General features: G+C 70.2%; 15 protein-coding genes. 7 read left to right on the top strand and 8 right to left on the bottom strand.

Annotation, left to right across the window (positions count from 1 at the left end):
* Positions 1 to 56: 56 nt before the first annotated feature.
* Positions 57 to 1,082, bottom strand: coding sequence for a PDZ domain-containing protein (locus EPN51_RS12010; protein WP_293042512.1), 1,026 nt, complete (start codon positions 1,080 to 1,082; stop codon positions 57 to 59).
* A 92-nt stretch (positions 1,083 to 1,174) separates the two neighbouring features.
* On the opposite strand from EPN51_RS12010, the gene EPN51_RS12005 reads away from it, so the two are divergent.
* The 3 genes from EPN51_RS12005 (at position 1,175) to EPN51_RS11995 (ending at position 4,906) form a co-directional block, all read left to right on the top strand.
* Complete coding sequence (locus tag EPN51_RS12005) at positions 1,175 to 2,578, top strand: zinc-dependent metalloprotease (protein ID WP_293042509.1); 1,404 nt, start codon at positions 1,175 to 1,177, stop codon at positions 2,576 to 2,578.
* A gap of 36 nt (positions 2,579 to 2,614) precedes the next feature.
* Complete coding sequence (locus tag EPN51_RS12000) at positions 2,615 to 3,472, top strand: cyclodehydratase (RefSeq protein WP_293042507.1); 858 nt, start codon at positions 2,615 to 2,617, stop codon at positions 3,470 to 3,472.
* Between the two features lie 90 nt (positions 3,473 to 3,562).
* Positions 3,563 to 4,906 (top strand): AarF/UbiB family protein, encoded by a 1,344-nt coding sequence (locus EPN51_RS11995; RefSeq protein WP_293042504.1) that lies wholly within the window; start codon positions 3,563 to 3,565, stop codon positions 4,904 to 4,906.
* 82 nt (positions 4,907 to 4,988) lie between these two features.
* On the opposite strand, the gene EPN51_RS11990 is transcribed toward EPN51_RS11995, so the two are convergent.
* The 3 genes from EPN51_RS11990 to EPN51_RS11980 all read right to left on the bottom strand — a co-directional run bounded on the left by EPN51_RS11990 (position 4,989) and on the right by EPN51_RS11980 (position 7,812).
* Positions 4,989 to 5,270: a WhiB family transcriptional regulator gene (locus EPN51_RS11990; RefSeq protein ID WP_293042501.1), complete on the bottom strand. Its 282-nt coding sequence runs from the start codon at positions 5,268 to 5,270 to the stop codon at positions 4,989 to 4,991.
* 142 nt (positions 5,271 to 5,412) lie between these two features.
* The gene (locus tag EPN51_RS11985; RefSeq protein WP_293042498.1) at positions 5,413 to 5,583 is read right to left on the bottom strand and encodes a hypothetical protein; all 171 of its coding nucleotides are present in this window, start codon (positions 5,581 to 5,583) and stop codon (positions 5,413 to 5,415) included.
* Between the two features lie 117 nt (positions 5,584 to 5,700).
* Positions 5,701 to 7,812 (bottom strand): ATP-dependent DNA helicase UvrD2, encoded by a 2,112-nt coding sequence (locus tag EPN51_RS11980; protein WP_293042716.1) that lies wholly within the window; start codon positions 7,810 to 7,812, stop codon positions 5,701 to 5,703.
* Between the two features lie 259 nt (positions 7,813 to 8,071).
* On the opposite strand from EPN51_RS11980, the gene mrx1 reads away from it, so the two are divergent.
* Complete coding sequence (mrx1, locus tag EPN51_RS11975; protein WP_293042495.1) at positions 8,072 to 8,326, top strand: mycoredoxin Mrx1; 255 nt, start codon at positions 8,072 to 8,074, stop codon at positions 8,324 to 8,326.
* Positions 8,327 to 8,347: 21 nt separating this feature from the next.
* Here the strand turns inward: mrx1 and nudC are convergent, their stop codons facing one another.
* The 4 genes from nudC to EPN51_RS11955 are packed head-to-tail and all read right to left on the bottom strand — an operon-like array spanning position 8,348 to position 16,889.
* The gene (nudC, locus tag EPN51_RS11970; protein ID WP_293042493.1) at positions 8,348 to 9,280 is read right to left on the bottom strand and encodes an NAD(+) diphosphatase; all 933 of its coding nucleotides are present in this window, start codon (positions 9,278 to 9,280) and stop codon (positions 8,348 to 8,350) included.
* Complete coding sequence (locus EPN51_RS11965) at positions 9,280 to 10,350, bottom strand: potassium channel family protein (protein ID WP_293042490.1); 1,071 nt, start codon at positions 10,348 to 10,350, stop codon at positions 9,280 to 9,282. The genes nudC and EPN51_RS11965 overlap by 1 nt, the downstream gene beginning before the upstream one ends.
* A 48-nt stretch (positions 10,351 to 10,398) precedes the next feature.
* On the bottom strand, positions 10,399 to 13,752 hold the full coding sequence (locus EPN51_RS11960; protein ID WP_293042488.1) for an ATP-dependent DNA helicase: 3,354 nt from the start codon (positions 13,750 to 13,752) through the stop codon (positions 10,399 to 10,401).
* Entirely contained in the window at positions 13,749 to 16,889 is a 3,141-nt protein-coding gene (locus EPN51_RS11955) for an ATP-dependent DNA helicase (protein WP_293042485.1), read from the bottom strand. Before EPN51_RS11955 ends, EPN51_RS11960 begins: the two co-directional genes overlap by 4 nt.
* A 122-nt stretch (positions 16,890 to 17,011) precedes the next feature.
* On the opposite strand from EPN51_RS11955, the gene EPN51_RS11950 reads away from it, so the two are divergent.
* The 3 genes from EPN51_RS11950 to EPN51_RS11940 are packed head-to-tail and all read left to right on the top strand — an operon-like array spanning position 17,012 to position 18,357.
* Positions 17,012 to 17,215, top strand: coding sequence for a hypothetical protein (locus EPN51_RS11950; RefSeq protein WP_293042482.1), 204 nt, complete (start codon positions 17,012 to 17,014; stop codon positions 17,213 to 17,215).
* A gap of 45 nt (positions 17,216 to 17,260) precedes the next feature.
* Positions 17,261 to 18,046 (top strand): alpha/beta hydrolase, encoded by a 786-nt coding sequence (locus EPN51_RS11945; RefSeq protein ID WP_293042479.1) that lies wholly within the window; start codon positions 17,261 to 17,263, stop codon positions 18,044 to 18,046.
* Positions 18,047 to 18,048: 2 nt separating this feature from the next.
* Positions 18,049 to 18,357: an MGMT family protein gene (locus EPN51_RS11940; protein WP_293042476.1), complete on the top strand. Its 309-nt coding sequence runs from the start codon at positions 18,049 to 18,051 to the stop codon at positions 18,355 to 18,357.
* Positions 18,358 to 18,475 lie beyond the last annotated feature (118 nt).

The raw sequence follows: 18,475 nt of genomic DNA, 5'->3' as shown, positions 1-18,475 counted from the left end.
GATTGCTAGACGGTGACAACTCTACGCATTGCGGCAACCGGCGATCCCGCGCTCGTCTAGCAACTCGACGGCTGCCCGCCGGACGTGATCGCGTGCAGCGCGTCCACCGCCTGACCGAGCGTCTCGACCTTGACCAACCGCAACCCGGACGGATTGTCCGCACTGGCCTCGTAACAGTTCTTCGCCGGCACCAGGAACACCGTGGCCCCGGCCGCGTGCGCGGCGACCATCTTGTGGGTGATGCCGCCGATCTGCCCGACCTTGCCGTCGGCGGAAATGGTCCCGGTTCCCGCGACGAAGTTCGACCCGGCCAGGCTCCCGGTGGTCAACTTGTCGATCACGGCCAGGCTGAACATCAGTCCGGCGGACGGCCCGCCCACATTGGCGAGGTTGAAGTCCACGACGAACGGCGCCCACGGCGCATCGAGCACCGCGACGCCGAGGTAGCCGTAGTCACGGTCCTTGTTGGAGCCCAGCGTGATCTGCGCCACACCGGCGGGCTCGTTCTTGCGGCGGTAGTCGATCGTCACGGTCTGACCGGCTTTGGTGTTCTTCAGCAGCCCGGTGAATGCGTCGACGGTCGCGACCGGGGTGCCGTCGACCGCGTCGATCGCATCGCCGGCCTTCAGCTTGCCCGCCGAGGGACCGGGCTCGGGGACCACCTTGGCCACCGTGACCGCCGGGGGGTACTTCAGATAACCCAGCGCCGCGTAGGCGGCGCTGTCCTCGGATTGCTTGAAGTCCGCGTTGTTGGCCTTGTCCACATCCTCCCGCGACTGGCCGGGCGGGTAGATGAGATCGCGCGGCACCAGCTGTTCCTGGTCCGACAGCCAGAGCGTCAGCGCCTCGCCCAGCGTCAGACCGTCGCGCTGGGAAACCGTCGTCATATTCAGGTGACCGGTGGTCGGATGCGTCAGCGTGCCCTGGATCGCCACCACCTGCTTGCCGTCGACCTCGCCGAGCGTGTCGAAGGTGGGACCGGGACCCAGCGACACGAACGGCACCGTCACCACCGCCAGCAACACGCCGAACACCACGATCGGCACCAGCGCGACCATCAAGGTCAGGATGCGCCTGTTCACGCCGAATACACTAGACGGGGCTCGCGGCCCGATATTCAGCTGCAAGGTTCAGCTACAAGCTGACGCGTCGCCGCGCGCCTTCCGATCCCACGGTGAGTACCGTTGGGGTCATGGCTGACCTGCCGTTCGGCTTCTCCCATGGGGAGGACCCCGACAAACACGGGAAAAAAGATCCCGATTCAGGCTCGAACCCGTCCGACCCGTTCGCCGCGTTCGGCATGAGCGGTGATTTCGGCATGGGCGACTTGGGGCAGATCTTCACCCAGCTGGGTCAGATGTTCAGCAGCGCGGGCACTGTCGGAACCGGCGGAACGAGTTCGGGGCCGGTCAATTACGAATTGGCGCGGCGAGTCGCGTCGAATTCGATCGGGTTCGTGGCGCCGGTGCCGGCCACGACGACCTCGGCGATCGCCGACGCGGTGCATCTGGCCGAAACCTGGCTGGACGGAGCGACGGCGTTGCCCGCGGGCACCGCCAAGGCGGTGGGTTGGACCCCCGCCGACTGGGTCGACAACACGTTGGGGACGTGGAAGCGGCTGTGTGATCCGATGGCCCAACAGATCTCGACGGTGTGGGCGGCGTCGCTACCCGAAGAAGCCAAGAGCATGGCCGGCCCGCTGCTGCAGATGATGTCGCAGATGGGTGGCATGGCGTTCGGCTCCCAGCTCGGGCAGGCGCTGGGCCGGTTGTCCCGCGAGGTGCTGACCTCGACCGATATCGGTTTGCCGTTGGGGCCCAAGGGAATTGCGGCGATCATGCCCGACGCCGTCGAATCGTTCACCACCGGACTCGAGCGGCCGCGCAGCGAGATCCTGACCTTCCTGGCGGCGCGCGAGGCCGCCCACCACCGGCTGTTCAGTCACGTCCCCTGGCTGTCGAGCCAATTGCTGGGCGCGGTCGAGGCCTACGCGATGGGTATGCAGATCGACATGTCCGGAATCGAGGAGCTGGCTCGCGACTTCAATCCGGCGTCGCTGTCGGATCCGGCGGCGATCGAAAACCTGTTGGGGCAAGGCGTATTCGAGCCCAAGGCCACGCCGGCACAGACGCAGGCGCTGGAACGGCTGGAGACGCTGCTCGCCCTGATCGAAGGTTGGGTGCAGGTGGTGGTGGCCGGCGCCCTGGGCGACCGGATTCCGGGCGCGGCCGCACTCGCCGAGACGCTGCGCCGGCGCCGCGCCAGCGGCGGGCCGGCCGAGCAGACCTTCGCGACGCTGGTGGGACTGGAGCTGCGGCCGCGCAAGATGCGCGAGGCCGCCGCGTTCTGGGAGCGCCTGACACAGGCCGGCGGGGTCGACGTCCGCGACGGCATCTGGCAACACCCCGATCTGCTGCCCGGCGCCGAGGACCTCGACGAGCCGGCAGGTTTCATCGACCGGGTCATCGGCGGTGACACCAGCGGCATCGATGAGGCGATCGCCAGACTCGAGCGCGAGGGCCCGGACGGTCCCGACGCCGCGGGACCCGGTTCCGCCGGCGGCCCTGTGGACAACTGAGCGAGGCCATCGCCTTCGGCGTGACACAGTTGCGCGGTGCCGTCGGCCGTGCTGTCCACCTATGCGCTCGACCCCGCGATGCCGGTATTGCTGCGACCCGACGGCGCGGTCCAGGTCGGCTGGGATCCGCGCCGCGCGGTGCTGGTGCGCCCCCCGAGTGGCTTGCCCGCCGCCGAGCTGGCCACGCTGTTGCGGTCCATGTGGTCACCGACCCCGCTGCCGGAGCTGCGGCGCCGGGCGCTCGACCGCGGCCTGACCGACGCCGACGGCCTGCGAGACCTGATCGCGCAATTGGTCGGCGCCGGGGTGGCGACCGAATGCGGGCGATCGCGCGGCCGGGCTCCCTCGGTGCGCATTCACGGGCGCGGACCGCTCACCGAGCTGCTGGTGGAGTCGTTGCGCTGCTCGGGCGCCCGGATCGCGCACAGCAGCCAACCACACGCCGCGGTGTCGGCCGACGACGTCGACCTGGTGGTGTTGTCGGACTACCTGGTCGCCGACCCGCGCATCGTGCGCGATCTGCATGAGCAGGGCGTCGCGCATCTGCTGGTTCGGGTGCGCGACGGCATCGGGCTGGTGGGTCCGCTAGTGATTCCCGGCGTGACCAGCTGCCTGGTATGTGCGGACCTGCATCGCAGGGACCGCGACGCGGCGTGGCCGGCGATCTGTGCGCAGCTGCGGGAAACCGTCGGAATCGCCGACCGGGCCACCGTGCTGGCGACCGCGGCGCTGGCGCTTTCTCAGGTGAACCGGGTGATCGCGGCCGTGCGCGGGCGGGAGGCGGCGCCCGATCCGGACGCACCCCAGACGCTGAACGCAACCCTGGAATTCGATCTGCACGCCGGCGCGATCATCGCCAGGCGATGGGACAAACACCCGCTGTGCGCCTGCTGATGCGGACGCGCCGCGGCGGGTCCGCCGACCTGCGCCCACTGAGTGTGACAACGACCGTTGTCGACTTCTCTCCACATCGCGCAGGCCATCATGGATGATGGGTACGTGGCAGACATCAAACGGGGCCGGGCCGCGCGTAACGCGAAGCTGGCCAGCATCCCGGTGGGGTTCGCCGGTCGGGCAGCGATCGGATTCGGTAAACGGCTGACCGGAAAGTCCAGGGACGAGGTCCAGGCCGAGCTTCTGGAAAAGGCCGCCCACCAGTTGTTCACCGTCTTGGGTGAGCTCAAGGGCGGCGCGATGAAGGTGGGCCAGGCCCTATCGGTGCTCGAGGCCGCGATTCCCGAGGAGTTCGGCGAGCCGTACCGCGAAGCGTTGACCAAGCTGCAAAAGGACGCCCCGCCGCTGCCCGCCGCCAAGGTGCACCGCGTGCTCGACGCCCAACTGGGCACCAAGTGGCGCGAGCGGTTCAGTTCGTTCGACGACACCCCGGTGGCCTCGGCCAGCATCGGCCAGGTGCACAAGGGGGTGTGGTCCGACGGCCGCGAGGTGGCGGTCAAGATCCAGTACCCCGGAGCCGATGAGGCACTGCGGGCCGACCTCAAGACCATGCAGCGGTTGGTCGGGATCTTCAAGCAACTCGCTCCGGGCGCCGACATCCGAGGCGTGGTCGACGAGCTGATCGAGCGCACCGAGATGGAACTGGACTATCGGCTCGAGGCCGAGAACCAGCGCGCCTTCGCCAAGGCGTATCAGGACCACCCGCACTTCGCGGTGCCGCGAATCGTGGCGAGCGCACCGAAGGTGGTGATCCAGGAGTGGATGCAAGGCATCCCGTTGGCCGAGATCATCCGCCACGGCACCACCGAACAGCGTGACCTGGTCGGCACCCGGCTGCTCGAGCTCACCTTCGACGCGCCGCGCCGGTTGGGGATGCTGCACGGCGACGCCCACCCGGGCAACTTCATGCTGCTTCCCGACGACCGCATGGGCGTGATCGACTTCGGCGCGGTCGCGCCACTGCCCGGCGGTTTGCCGATCGAGCTCGGGATGAGCATCCGGCTGGCCCGCGACAAGAACTACGATCTGCTGTTGCCGACGATGGAGAAGGCCGGGTTCATCCAGAAGGGCCAGCAGGTGTCGGTGCGCGACATCGACGACATGCTGCGCCAGTACGTCGAACCGGTCGAGGTCGAGGTCTTCCACTACACCCGCAAGTGGCTGCAGAAGATGTCCGCCATCGAGATCGATCGGTCCGTGTCACAGATCCGCACGGCGCGTCAGATGGACCTGCCGCCGAAGCTGGTGATCCCGATGCGGGTGATCATGTCGGTGGCCGCGATCCTGTGTCAGCTGGATGCCCACGTGCCGATCAAGGCACTGTCCGAAGAGCTGGTGCCCGGGTTCGCCGAACCCGACAGCGCGGTGGTCTAGTTCGGGCGGTCGTCAAGTTCACGAGACTGCAACTACCGACACCCGTACTCGAGAAACGTGTCGGCAGTTGCAGTTTCGCGGCCTAAGCGGCCGCTCCGTCCTGCCGGCTCTTGCGGGGACGTCCGCGGGGTCGTTTGAAGCTCAGGACTGCGCCGCGGTCGAAGATTTCGCCGCCCCACACGCCCCAGGGCTCGGCCCGTTCCAGCGCGGCCGCCAGGCACTGGCGGCGCACCGGGCAATCGACGCACAGCGACTTGGCGCGCTCGAGATCGGCCGGGGCTTCGGCGAACCAGAGGTCGGGATCGCCGGCGTGACACGGCAGGGCCGGTCGGGGGGCGGGTCTGGGGATTGTCGGTGCCGACACGTCCTACCACCTACTTCCTGGTCTGGGTTGCTGTCCTCGGCAGTGATCCGGACCAGGTCGAAAGGTTGTCGACCCGACAACTATGGCCACGGATCCTTGACTTCGGGTCCGTGGCCATCTGGGTGAAAACCGGGGCTAGCGCTTACCTTGCCTTCGGTGGGCCCCCGACTCCTACGGACGCGTCGGTCGCGGCGGCGGCGCGATGCTTACGCGCGGCCGCCGACACGGCGGCGTGTGCGGCATGGGGGCTTTCCGTGGACAGGACAGGGCGGGTCGCGCGGGCCACGCCGACACCGAACGCGTCGTTGATCATCGCAGCCACCCTCCTTACTTCCCTAATGCCGGCTTCCTGAGTACCGAGTCGCGGTATCGAGGGTAAACGGTCACCCTCGTCGACCACAACCGATTTTGTGACCTGCGAGTTTACCGGTCAGCGACCGCGAACCAGCTCCAGCACGTCGGGGCCGTACTGTTCCAGCTTGCGCGCGCCGATGCCGGGAATCGCGATCAGCGCCTCGTCGTCGCCAGGCCGCAGCTCGGCGATGGCGATCAGCGTGTTGTCGGTGAAGACGACGTAGGCGGGCACCTTCTGTTCCTTGGCGACATCCAACCGCCAGGCCTTCAGCCGCAGCAACAGGTCCTCGTCGATGTCGGCCGCACACGTCTCGCAGCGGCGCAGCATGACGGCCGCCGGGGTGGTCAGGTTCTTGTTGCAGATCCGGCAGCGGGTCGCGGTGCCCCGGTTGCGCCGAGATTTGCTCGGCCCCGGCTCGGCCCGCGCCTGGGGTGCGATGCCGTTGAGGAATCGCGACGGCTTGCGGCCCTGGCGCCCGCCCGGGCTGCGGGCTAACGCCCAGCTCAGCGCCAAATGCACTCGGGCCCTGGTGATTCCGACGTAAAGCAGTCGGCGCTCCTCCTCGACCGCCTCGCTCTCGGCGCCGTGAGCCAGCGCGTGCGAGATGGGTAGCGTGCCGTCGGCCAGGCCGACCAAGAACACCGCGTCCCACTCGAGTCCCTTGGCGGCGTGCAGCGACGCCAGCGCGACGCCTTGCACCACCGGGGGGTGCCGGGCATCGGCGCGCATCCGAAGCTCGGCCAGCAGTCCCGGGAATTCCAGTTGCGGGCGTTGCGCCACCTCGTCATCCACCAGTTCGGCCAGTGCGCTCAAGGCTTCCCAGCGCTCGCGGGCCCGGGTGCCGACCGGCTCTTCCGCCGTCAGCCCCAGCGGTTCCAGCACCGCGCGCACGACCTCGGGCAGGGGTCCTGCTGGGCCATGCTCAGAGCCGCGCTCGGCGGCACGCTGCAGCGCCAGCAGGGCCTGTTTGATCTCCTGGCGATTGAAGAATCCCTCGCCGCCGCGGATTTGGTAGGCGATGCCCGCCTCGGTCAACGCCTCCTCGTAGATCTCCGACTGCGCGTTGACCCGGTACAGCACCGCGATCTCCGACGGGGGCGTGCCGGCTTCGATGAGTCGCGCGATCGACGCGACGACGGCGGCCGCCTCGGCGGGCTCGTCGGCATGCTCGTGGAACGTCGGCGCAGGGCCCGGCGCGCGCTGGCCCACCAGGTGCAGCTTGCTGCCGGCGACCCGGCCGCGCGCCGCGGCGATCACCTGGTTGGCCAGCGACACCACCTGGGGGGTGGAACGGTAATCACGCTCCAGGCGCACGACCGTGGCGTCGGGGAAGCGGCGGGAGAAGTCGAGCAGGAACCGCGGCGATGCCCCGGTGAACGAGTAGATCGTCTGGTTGGCATCGCCCACCACCGTCAGGTCGTCGCGGTCGCCCAACCAGGCCGTCAGCACCCGCTGCTGCAACGGCGTCACGTCCTGGTATTCGTCGACCACGAAACAGCGGTAGCGGTCCCGGAACTCTTCGGCCACCGCCGGGTCGTTTTCGATCGCGGCCGCGGTGTGCAGCAGCAGATCGTCGAAATCGAGCAGGGTGACATGCTCGCCGCGGGCCTTCAGGGCCTCGTAGGCGGCATAGACCCCGGCGATCTGAGCGGCGTCCAGTGGAATGTCCCGCCCGGCGGCGGCCACCGCGGCCGGGTATTCCTCGGGGCCGATCAGCGACGCTTTGGCCCACTCGATCTCGCCGGCCAGGTCGCGCACGTCGTCGGTGCCGGCATTGAGTCGGGTCCGGCTGGCCGCGCGGGCCACGACGGCGAATTTACTGTCCAACAGCTGCCAACCGGTGTCACCGACCACCCGCGGCCAGAAGTACCGCAGCTGCCGGTGGGCCGCCGCGTGAAACGTCAGGGCCGAGACCGCGCCGACGGCCGGCCCCGCGCCCGCCGCGGCGTCGATCGTCCGCAACCTGGAGCGCATCTCCCCCGCCGCCCGCTGGGTGAACGTGACCGCCAGCACCTGACCGGCCGCGACATGACCGCCGGCGACCAGCTGGGCGATCCGGTGAGTGATGGTGCGGGTCTTACCCGTTCCGGCGCCCGCCAGCACGCAGACCGGGCCGCGCGGAGCCAGCACTGCCTCGCGCTGCTCGTCGTCCAGCCCGGCTGTCAGTGGTTCGGCGACCGTCGGCATGGCGTCCATCTTGGCCTCCCATACTGACAAGCCGCCGACGAACCTGATGCATCGCCACGCCCAAATCGGAAGGCCTGGCGTGTCGCGCCGGCGAGTCGGCGCCCCCAACGCGGAATGCATCGTCGCCGGGCTACAACCGATCGCCCACTCCTCCGCATCCCGCTGCGCGGAATGCATCGTCGCCGGGCTACAACCGATCGCCCACTCCTCCGCATCCCGCTGCGCGGAATGCATCGTCGCCGGGCTACGTTATCGGGCTATGACCTCTGCCCCGCTCACCGTCTACACCACCTCCTGGTGTGGCTACTGCCATCGGCTCATGACCGTGCTCAAGTCCAACGGAATTGCGTACGAGGCTGTCGACATCGAGCACGACGCGGCGGCCGCTGATTTCGTCGGCTCGGTCAACGGCGGCAACAGGACGGTGCCGACGGTGAAGTTCGCCGACGGGTCGACGCTGACCAACCCGAGTGCCGCCCAGGTGAAGGCGAAGCTGGCCGAAGCCGGCAACTGAGTCCCGGGCGCGGCGCGCGAGTCAGTCGATCGCAGCCCAGGATTCGATGATCACGCGCGCGATCGAAATCGACCCGGGCAGTAGGAGTTTCGACTCCGAGGAACTCGACCAATCCCCGGCCGCCAGGGCCGCGCGCACCTCATCGCGGGTGAACCACGCCGCCTCGGCGATCTCGCCGTCGTTGAACGAGAACTCCTGCGCCGGGTCGCCGACCGCGTGGAATCCGACCATCAGCGAGCGCGGGAACGGCCACGGCTGACTGCCCAGGTAGCGCACGTCGCGCACGGTCAGCCCGATCTCCTCGCGGATCTCCCGAGCCGCACACACCTCGAATGATTCACCGGCCTCGACGAATCCGGCCAGAAGCGAGAACATCCGCTCCGGCCACACCGCCTGTCGGGCCAGCACCGCGCGGTCCCCGCCGTCATGGACCAGACAGATCACCGCCGGGTCGATGCGCGGGAACTCCTCGTGACCGGTGACCGGGTTGATGCGTGACCAACCCGCCCGGGCCGGTCGTGTCGGTGAGCCGTCCACCGAGCTGAAACGCGCCTTCTCGTGCCAATTCAGCAGGGCGACGGCCGATGACATCAGCTGGCCGCTGGTGTCGTCGAAGATCGGGCCGAGGCTGCGCAGGTTCACCACCTCGGTGTGCGCGTCGGGGTCCGCCGGGGCCTGCAGCGCGCCACGGACGGCCCACACGTGGCGGCCGTCCTCGAGGCGCCCCAGAAACACCGCTTCCGACGGCGGCTTGTCCCCCAGCTCCGCGGCGGCGCCCAGCACCACCCGTCCGTCGGCCACCAGCACCTGATTGCGCGAGTCCACCCGCAGCAGCGCCGCCTCGGCCCAGCCGGCGGCGGCCGCTTCGACGTCGGTGCGTAGCTGATCGGCTCGATCGGCGCCGACGCGCGACAGCAGCGGGACGCTACGCAGCTCGAAGTCTGCGATCGCCATCAGTGCCCCACGCTTCGGATGTAGAGCAACCGGTCGCTGGCCTCGACGGCGTCCACCTCCGGCGCATCGATGCGCCACAGGTGGCCGTCGCGCACCACGCCGAGCACGATGTCGCGCAAGTGCCGGGGTGAACCGCCGACTTCGCTCTGCTCGACTTCTCGCTCGGCGATCGCCAGGCCCGCCTCGGGCGTCAGCAGGTCCTCGATCATCTCCACGACGCTGGGCGTGGTGGTGGCCAGCCCGAGGAGTCGACCGGCGGTCGCCGAGGAGACCACCACCGAGTCCGCCCCCGACTGCTGCAACAGGTGCTGATTTTCGGTCTCCCGGATCGAGGCGACGATCTTGGCGTTGGGCGCGATCTCGCGCGCCGTCAGCGTCGCCAGCACGGCGGTGTCGTCGCGGCTGGCGGCGACGATGATGGATGCGGCGTGTTGGGCCCCGGCCAGCCGCAGCACGTCGGCTTTGGTGGCGTCACCATGCACGGTGACCAGGCCCGCGCTCTCGGCGTGCTCGAGCGTGCTGCGGTCGGTGTCGACGACGACGACCTCCGACGGGGTGGTTTCGTCACCGAGGATGGCGGCGACCGCTGTTTTGCCCTTGGTGCCGTAGCCGATCACGATGGTGTGGTTGCGCACTCTGCTCCTCCAACGCTGAATCTTCCACCCTTGGCGAGACCGCTCGGAGAGCACTTCGAGCGTGGTGCCGACCAGCACAGCCAGGAACGCGATCCGCAGCGCGGTGAAGATCAGCGTATGCACCAGGCGCGCGGTTTCGCTGTACGGCGTGATGTCTCCGTAACCGGTGGTCGACAACGAAACCGCGGAGAAGTACACGCAGTCCAGAAATGTCAGCGGCTCGTTGCGCACATCGCGGAAGCCGGCGCGGTCCACATAGACGATGACGGCCGCACCGAACAGCACCACCAGGGCGATGGCCAGACGACGGGTGATGACGCGGATGGGGCTCGCGTGCTCCTCGGGGATACGCACCACGCCGATCAGCTGGTGACCGCGCTGGGCGGTCAGCGCTTCATCCAGACCGCTCAGCTTTCGCGCCCTACCGTTGCCCACGGCGGCCCGTCGCCGGCTTGACTACTGCGCACGAGACACGCACGCGTCTTATGTAACCACGGACACAGCTTCCCCAATACTTGGGCGGCACGGGTCACCCGGGGCACCGTCGGGATCGATCAGCAGCCCGGCGACCTCGGCGGTGCTGGGCAGTTCATCGGGGACCACGGTGGTGCGGGCGCGCACGTAGTAGAAGGCGGTGCGCACCGACGATTCCGGGACCCCGGCCAACGCCGCCCAGGCCATGCGATACACCGCGAGCTGGACAGCGGCCTGGCGCAGCGCCTCCGGGCCGTGCGGCGGTTCACCGGTTTTCCAGTCCACCACGGTGGCGCCGCCGTCGGGATCGGCGAACACCGCGTCGATACGGCCGCGGACCAGGGTGTCACCGATCGGCATTTCGAACGGCACCTCGACGGCGACAGGAGTCCTTGCGGCCCAAGGTGATTCGGCGAACACGGCTTGCAGTGCGGCCAATTCGGCGGTGTCGCCGACATCGGAGTCCGCCGCCCCGGGCAAATCACCGAGATCAAACAGGCATTCGGCGCCATAGAATTTCTGAACCCAGGTGTGAAAAGCGTTGCCGAGCAACGCATGCGGGTCCGGCCGCGACGGCAGCCGATGCCTCAGCCGCTGCGCCGCACCCGCCGGGTCGCGGGCCAGGCCGACCAGAGAGCTGACCGACAGCTGGCCGGGTAGCTTCCTGGTCGGCGGCTCGGTCAACCGCGCACGCTCGGCCAGTAACGCGTCGACGTCGGCGGCCCAGCCGTCGATGTCGGCGCCCGGCCCGCCGGGCTCGGCCAGCGCCTGGCTCACCAGCGCCGCGCCGCGCTCGACATCGCCGCGCCGCACCGCCAGCGGGTCGGCGGGCCACACCGCTTCGATGGCGTTGTCACGTAGCGGGTTTCGTTCACCGTCGGCGGGTGACGGTGCCCACTGTTCCACGGTTCCGCAGGGATCGCCGACCGCGGCCGAACCGTCGATGACGTCCCTGATCTCCAACAGGAAATCCGACGGGCCGCGCGGCTTGATCCCGGTGGCTCCCCAGTGGTGTCCGGAGACCAGCAGGGTGTCCTCGGCGCGAGTGATGGCGACGTACAGCAGTCGGCGCTCCTCGTCGACGCGCCGTTGCTCGAGCTGGCGGCGATGCTCGGAGATCTTGTCCGACAGTTGTTTCCGATTGGTGACATCCGAGGTGTCGAGCACCGGGATGCCCAGCGCGCCCGCGCAGGCGCGGTCGCCGCGGAGCAGCGGTGGCAGCTCTGCGGCGTCGGTGAGCCAGGTGCTCTTGGACGCCGTCGACGGGAACGTCCCACCCGACAGGTGCGCGACCGCCACCACCTGCCATTCCAGCCCCTTCGCGGAGTGCACGGTGAGCACTTGGACGCGGTCGCGTGCGACCGCCAACGGGGCCGGCGCCAAACCGTTCTCGACCGTCTCGGCGACGTCCAGAAATGCCAGCAGGCCGGCCACCGAGGTGGTCGTCGACGCGTCCAGCGGCGTGGACGTGCCGTCAGCGCGTTCGGCGTAACCGGCGACGACGTCGGCGAACGCGTCCAGATGCTCGGTGCCGGCCCAGCCCGCTTCCACCCCCGCCGCGGCGCGGACTTCGCAGTCGACACCCAGCACACGTCGTACCTCGGCCACCAGCTCGCCAAGGGGATGGCCGAGGTGGGCGCGCAGGGCACCCAGTTCAGTGGCCAGCGCGATGATGCGCTGATACCCCGGAGCCGAATACGAGCCGGCCGGGCCCGGATCGGCGATCGCGTCGGTCAGGCACACGGTGTCGGCGTCGACGTGGGAGGGATCAGCGGCGCTCGCGATCGCCTCGGGCGAGGACGGCGCACCGGCCGCCACGGTTCCACCGAGTGCACGCGCACGCTGCCACAGCGCGGCGATGTCGCGGGCGCCGAGGCGCCATCGTGCACCGGTGAGCACCCGCATCGCCGCCGCACCGGCCGTCGGATCGGCGACCAGCCGCAGCATGGCCACGACCTCGGCGACCTCGGGGACCGACAGCAGGCCGGCCAGCCCGACGACCTCGACGGGGATGCCGCGGGCGCGCAGGGCATCGGCGATGGGCGCGGCGTCGGCGTTGCGGCGCACCAGCACCGCGGCCGTCGGGGGGCTGACGCCGTCCGCCCGGGCCCGTTGGTAGTGGGTGGCGAGGTGGCCGGCGATCCACTCGCGCTCGGCCACCACGTCGGGCAGCAGGGCACAGCGCACGGTGCCGGGTGGGGCGTCCGGACGCGGGCGCAGGGCGTGCACGGCAACGGATCGCCGCCGCGCCTCGGCGGACACGGCGTTGGCCACCCGCAGGGCCCGCGGCGGATTGCGCCAGCTGGTCCGCAACTCCAGGACCGGCGCGGGCGTGCCGTCGGACCGGGGGAAGTCGGTGGTGAAGCGAGGCAGGTTGGTCGCCGAGGCCCCGCGCCAGCCGTAGATGGACTGGATGGGGTCGCCGACGGCCGTCAGCGCAAGTCCGTCGTCGGCTCCACCACCGAACAGGGCCGACAGCGCGATGCGCTGGGCGTGTCCGGTGTCCTGATACTCGTCGAGCAGCACCACCCGGTAGCGGCCGCGCAGGTCCGCGCCGACCTGTGGAAAGCCCGCCGCCAGCCGCGCCGCGGACGCCATCTGCATCCCGAAATCCATCACCTTCGCGGCGTGCATGCGCTCGTTGAGCGCATCCAGCAGTGGCACCAGCTCCGCACGCTCGGTCTGGGTGCCCAGCAGCCGCAGCAGCCATTGGCTGGGTCCGCGCTCTCGCTGATAGGGACCCGCGGGCAGGGTATGGACGAGCCGCTCCAGCTCCACCTGGGTATCGCGCAGCTGCCCGGTGTCAACGAGGTGTTCGGCCAGCTGTCCCCACAGCCGCAGCACCATCGAGGTGACGGCGGCCGGGGTCTTGTCGGTGTGCAGCTCGCCGCGGTACCCGTTCACGACGTCGAAAGCCAGCTGCCACAACTCGGTTTCGCCGAGCAACCGGGTGTCGGGTTCGATGGGCAGCAACAGCCCGTAGTCACGCAGCAGCGAGCCCGCGAACGCGTGGTAGGTGCTGATCACCGGGGCGCCCTCGGACTCCACGGCCGCATTGCCGTAGGGGCCGGTGACGCCCAGGCCGACGCCGGCCAACCGGGCCAGCCGGGACCGGACCCGGCGCAGCAGCTGGCCGGCGGCCTTGCGGGTGAACGTCAATCCCAGCACCTGGGAGGGTTCGGCGTAGCCGTTGGCGATCAGCCACACCACCCGTGCGGCCATGGTCTCGGTCTTACCGGCGCCGGCTCCCGCGATGACGACCAGCGGTCCCGGCTGCGCGGCGATGACCGCGGACTGCTCCTCGGTAGGCGGGAAAACCCCTAGCGCGCGGGCTAATTCGTCCGGGCTGTAGCGCGCGCTCATCGGGCCGACCCGTCGGTATGCGCCGGGCAGCACGGCCGGATGGGGCAGTGCGTGCAACCGTCGTTGCGCCGCGCGATGAACTGCGGGCCCGCCGTCGCGTCCGCCGCTCGCCGGATGACCTCTCGCCATTCGTCGCCGACGGCCGCCGTCAGCGGGTCCTGTTCCCGTTCGACCACCCCCGCCGCCCCGGTCTTGCCGACGTAAACCAGCCGCGCACCACCGGGTTCCAGATTGCCGCCTCCTGCGGCCACCAGGCCGTCGGCCACGGCCAGCTGGTACATCGCCAACTGTGCGTGTTGTTGGGCGTCGTCCTTGCTGACCGGGGATTTGCCGGTCTTGACGTCGACGATCACCAGCCGGCCGGCGGCATCGCGCTCCAGCCGGTCCACCCGGCCGCGCAGCCGAACCTGCCCCCCGTCCCCGGTTTCCAGCGTTCCGTCGATCTCGACCTCGACGCCGACCTCGGTCAGCGCGCCCCGGGTCCGCGCTCGCCACTCGACGAACGCCTCGAGCATCGCGCGGTGGCGGGCCAGCTCGTTGTCCGAATGCCATTGCGCGGCAAAGGGCAGGTGCTTCCAGGCGCGCTCCAGCTCGGCCAGCAGTTCCGAGTCGCTTCGGTGCGGTTCGGCGATCAGTGCGTGCACCACCGAACCGAGGGTGGAGCGCAGATCGCGCGGGGTGGTTCCGCCGTGCCGTTCGGCAAGCCAGCGCAGCGGGCAGTCGGCCAGGGTCTGCATGGTCGACGGGGTCAGCGTGACGACGTCGACGCCGCTCCGCAGCGGTTCGCCGGTGCTGACCGGGGTCAGGCCGTGCCAACCGGCCGGGTCGGCACCGGGCACCCCGGCCTTGGCCAACCGGGCCAATTGCGTTGCCGCGCAATCCCGGGCGAGCTCGTCCACCGCACCGTCGGGCGCACACACCACGCCGCGCAGCCGGCCCACCAGCGCGGCCGCCGACAGCATTCGCGGGGCCGAAAGAGGCTGTAGCGAAGCCGATTCCACGTCATCATCGGCCCATTGCGCGATGTCGAAGAAGAACATCGACGGCAGTGTGGCCGCGCGGTCCGCCCCGCCGGTGTCGCTGTCCACGGCCGTCACCAGCAACCGCTGCCGGGCGCGGCCCATCGCCGCCACCAGTAGCCTGCGCTCCTCGGCCACCAGCGGCGCCCGCATCGAGGCGTCCGCGGTGACCCCGTCCAGCTCGTCGAGCAGCCGCTGGGTGCCCAGCACACCGCCCCGCGGAACGGTGTTGGGCCACAACCCATCCTGCAATCCGGCGATGACCACGAAATCCCATTCATGTCCCAGCGCGGCATGCGCACTGAGCACCCTGACCTGCTCGGACACGGCCACCGGCTCGGCGTTGGCACTCGGCAGCTGCAGCGCGGCGACGTGCTCGACCAGCCCGCGCAACGACGCGCCCGAGGTGCGCGACACGTAGTCATCGGTGATGTCGAACAGCGCGGTCACCGACTCGAGGTCCCGGCTGGCCTGGGCGGCGGCCGGGCCACCGCGCTCACTGACCGACAGCCAGCGGCGCTGCAGCCCGGACCGGTGCCAGGCGGCCCACAGGGTGTAGCGCGGATCTTGCCCGGTGCGGTGGCAGCGCGCGGCCGCGTCCAGCACCGCGTGGACCTTGCGCAGCGAACGGAACTGCGGACCCGGCGGCGGCGGTACGGCACCGTACAGCGCCTCCACCAACAGCGCGGCGAAATCACCCGGCGGGCGATCGGGGTTGGCGCGCTGCAGCGTTCGGCGCAGCTGGCGCAGCGAAACCGGATCGACGCGACCGATGGGACCGGTCAGCAACGCCAGCGCCTGCCGCCCGTCCAGCCCGTCGGCGGCGGCCAGCAGCACGGTCAGCAGCGCGCGCACCGCCGGCTCCTCGGACAGCGGCCCGGTGGCGGCGGCCGCCGCCACCGGCACTCCGGCGGCGGCCAGCGCGCGCGGCAATCGCGCGCCGGCCCGCGGCACCGACCGGACGATGACCGCCATCTGCGACCACGGCACGCCGTCGACCAGGTGCGCGCGTCGCAGCGCATCGGCGATCGTCGCCGCCTCGGCGTGCGCCGACGAGGCGAGGCGCACCATGACCGATCCCTCCCCGGCCCCGGCGCCGTCGATCCGGCGGCCGGGGCTGCCGCCCGGTAACCGGCCGGCGATGCCGCTGACGGCGCGGGCCACGGCGGGAGCGCAGCGATGCGATGTCGTCAACGTCACCGCCGGGGTGTCGCCGTTGAGCAGCCCGGCGGGTTCGCCGCCCCGGAAGCCGAACACCGCCTGATTCGGGTCCCCGGCGACCAGTGCCAGGTCGGCGCCCGCCGCGAGCACGCGGACCAGGCGGGCCGCCTGCGGATCGAGCTGTTGGGCGTCGTCGACCAACAAAACCCGGATCCGGGCGCGTTCGGCCGCCAGCAGCTCGGGGTCGACGGCGAAAGCCTCCAGTGCCGCGCCCACCAATTCGGCGGCGCCCAGGGCGGGGGCCGTCGCCTCCGGCGCGGCCATGCCGACCGCCGCACGCAGCAACATCACCTGCTCGTACTGGCGCGCGAATTGACCGGCGGCCGTCCATTCCGGCCGGCCGCAACGACGGCCCAGCCGCTCCAATTCCTGCGGGTCGACACCGCGTTCGGCGCAGCGGGCCAACAGGTTTCGCAGCTCGGTGGCAAACCCCGCGGTGCTCAGCGCCGGCCGCAGCTGCGCCGGCCATGCCGTCGCCGCGCGCGGCCCGTCGTCAAGGTCTCCGACCAGCAGTTCCCGGATGATGGCGTCCTGTTCGGCGCTGGTAACCAACCGCGGGGGCGCATCGCCGGCACGCTCGGCGGCGCGCCGCAAGACCGCGTAGGCGTACCCGTGCACCGTCCGCACCAGCGGTTCGCTCACCGCGACCCGGCCCGGGCCGGCGGATCGCGAGCGCAGCAGCGCCGTCGTCAAGGCGCTGCGCTGGGCCATCCCTAGGCGACCGGAACCGGTAAGCAGCAGAACCGATTCCGGACTCATACCGGCGTCGATGTGGGCGACCGCGGCGTCGATCAGCAGGCTGCTCTTCCCCGTGCCGGGGCCGCCGAGCACGTGAGCGACCCCGTGCGAACCGGGCGCCAGCAGAGCGCTCGCGCCGGCCTCCCAGCTGTATGCCATGGCTGCATGCAATCACCAGGGTGTGACAAGTTGGCCCGGCGTGCACCGACTCCGTCTCCTACCCTGGATGTCGGAACAGCGCGAAGAATGGGCTCGACGAATGGAAGGAGGGGTTGAAGACCATGACCGACGACCAACACGGTTTTCCCATCGACGAGGCGCCCGAAGGCGATGCGGTGGAGCAACTGCGGCCCGCCGATTCCGACGACGAGGCCGGCCTGGACATCGATTACGTGACCGCCGGCGATCGGGAAGCCGACGAAGCCGATGTGATCGAGCAGGCCTATGTCGTCTCCGCGGAGGACGATCGGGATGATGCCCGCTGAGGACCGCCCGCGACCCGCGATGGTGGCGGCTGGCACCATCGACGGGTGACCGCTGAGTTGTATGTGCACCGCTACGGCCCGTCCGGTCCGGTGCGGATCCTGGCGCTGCACGGGTTGACCGGCCACGGGCAGCGCTGGCAGCAGCTGTCCGGCCTGCTGCCCGAGATCGGCCTGGCCGCACCGGATCTGCTCGGCCATGGCCGGTCATCGTGGGCGGCGCCGTGGACCATTGACGCCAACATCGCGGCGCTGGCCGCCCTGCTCGACGAGCAGGCCGACACGCCGGTGGTGGTGGTTGGCCATTCGTTTGGCGCGGGCCTCGCCATGCATCTGGCCACGGTGCGCGCGAACCAGGTGGCGGGGCTGCTGCTGCTGGATCCGGCGATCGGGTTGGACGGCGCGTGGATGCGCGATATCGCCGAGGCGATGTTGTCCTCGCCCGACTATCCGGACGCCGAGGAAGCGCGCATGGAAAAGGTGCACGGTTCGTGGTCGGATGTCGAGCCCGCGCTGCTGGACGCCGAGCTCGACGAGCATCTGATCACGCTGCCCACCGGGCGCTACGGCTGGCGCATCAGCCTGCCGGCGATGATGTCGTACTGGAGCGAGCTGGCCCGCGACGCCGTGCTGCCCCCGGCGAAAACGGCGACGATCCTGGTGCGCGCCACGCGGACATCGCCGCCCTATGTCAGCGACGAACTCGTCGCGGGACTTCAGCAGCGGCTGGGGTCGTGTCTTCGGCTGCTGGATTTCGACTGCAACCACATGGTGCCCTACGCCAAGTCGGAGGAAGTCGCCGCGTTGGCCCGCGAGCTGCTGGAAGCCCGCTGACCGTGGCGCCGGTGACCGACGATCAGGTCGAGCGGGTGCGTGAGCTGGTCGCCGCCATCCCGCCCGGCAGGGTGTCCACCTACGGCGACATCGCCTCCATCGCAGGGCTTTCCAGCCCGCGCATCGTCGGCTGGATCATGCGGACCGACTCGTCGGATCTGCCGTGGCACCGCGTGATCACCGCCTCGGGGCGCCCGGCGCGACACCTGAGAACCCGGCAACTGGAGCTGCTGCGCGCCGAAGGCGTCCTCGCCAACGACGGCAGAGTCGCGCTGGGTGAGGTTCGTTACGAATTCCCGGCCGGGGTTTAGTGGCGATCGCCAGCGCGGCGTAGCCGGGCGCAGCGGGTCGCCACGCGGTAGGGCCAGTGGCGATCGCCAGCGCGGCGTAGCCGGGCGCAGCGGGTCGCCACGCGGTAGGGCCAGTGGC

The sequence above is a fragment of the Mycobacterium sp. genome (assembly GCF_004298145.1).
Classification (GTDB): Bacteria; Actinomycetota; Actinomycetes; order Mycobacteriales; family Mycobacteriaceae; genus Mycobacterium.
Note: the sequence above shows the minus strand (reverse complement) of the source record. Positions and strands in the feature narration are given on the sequence as shown.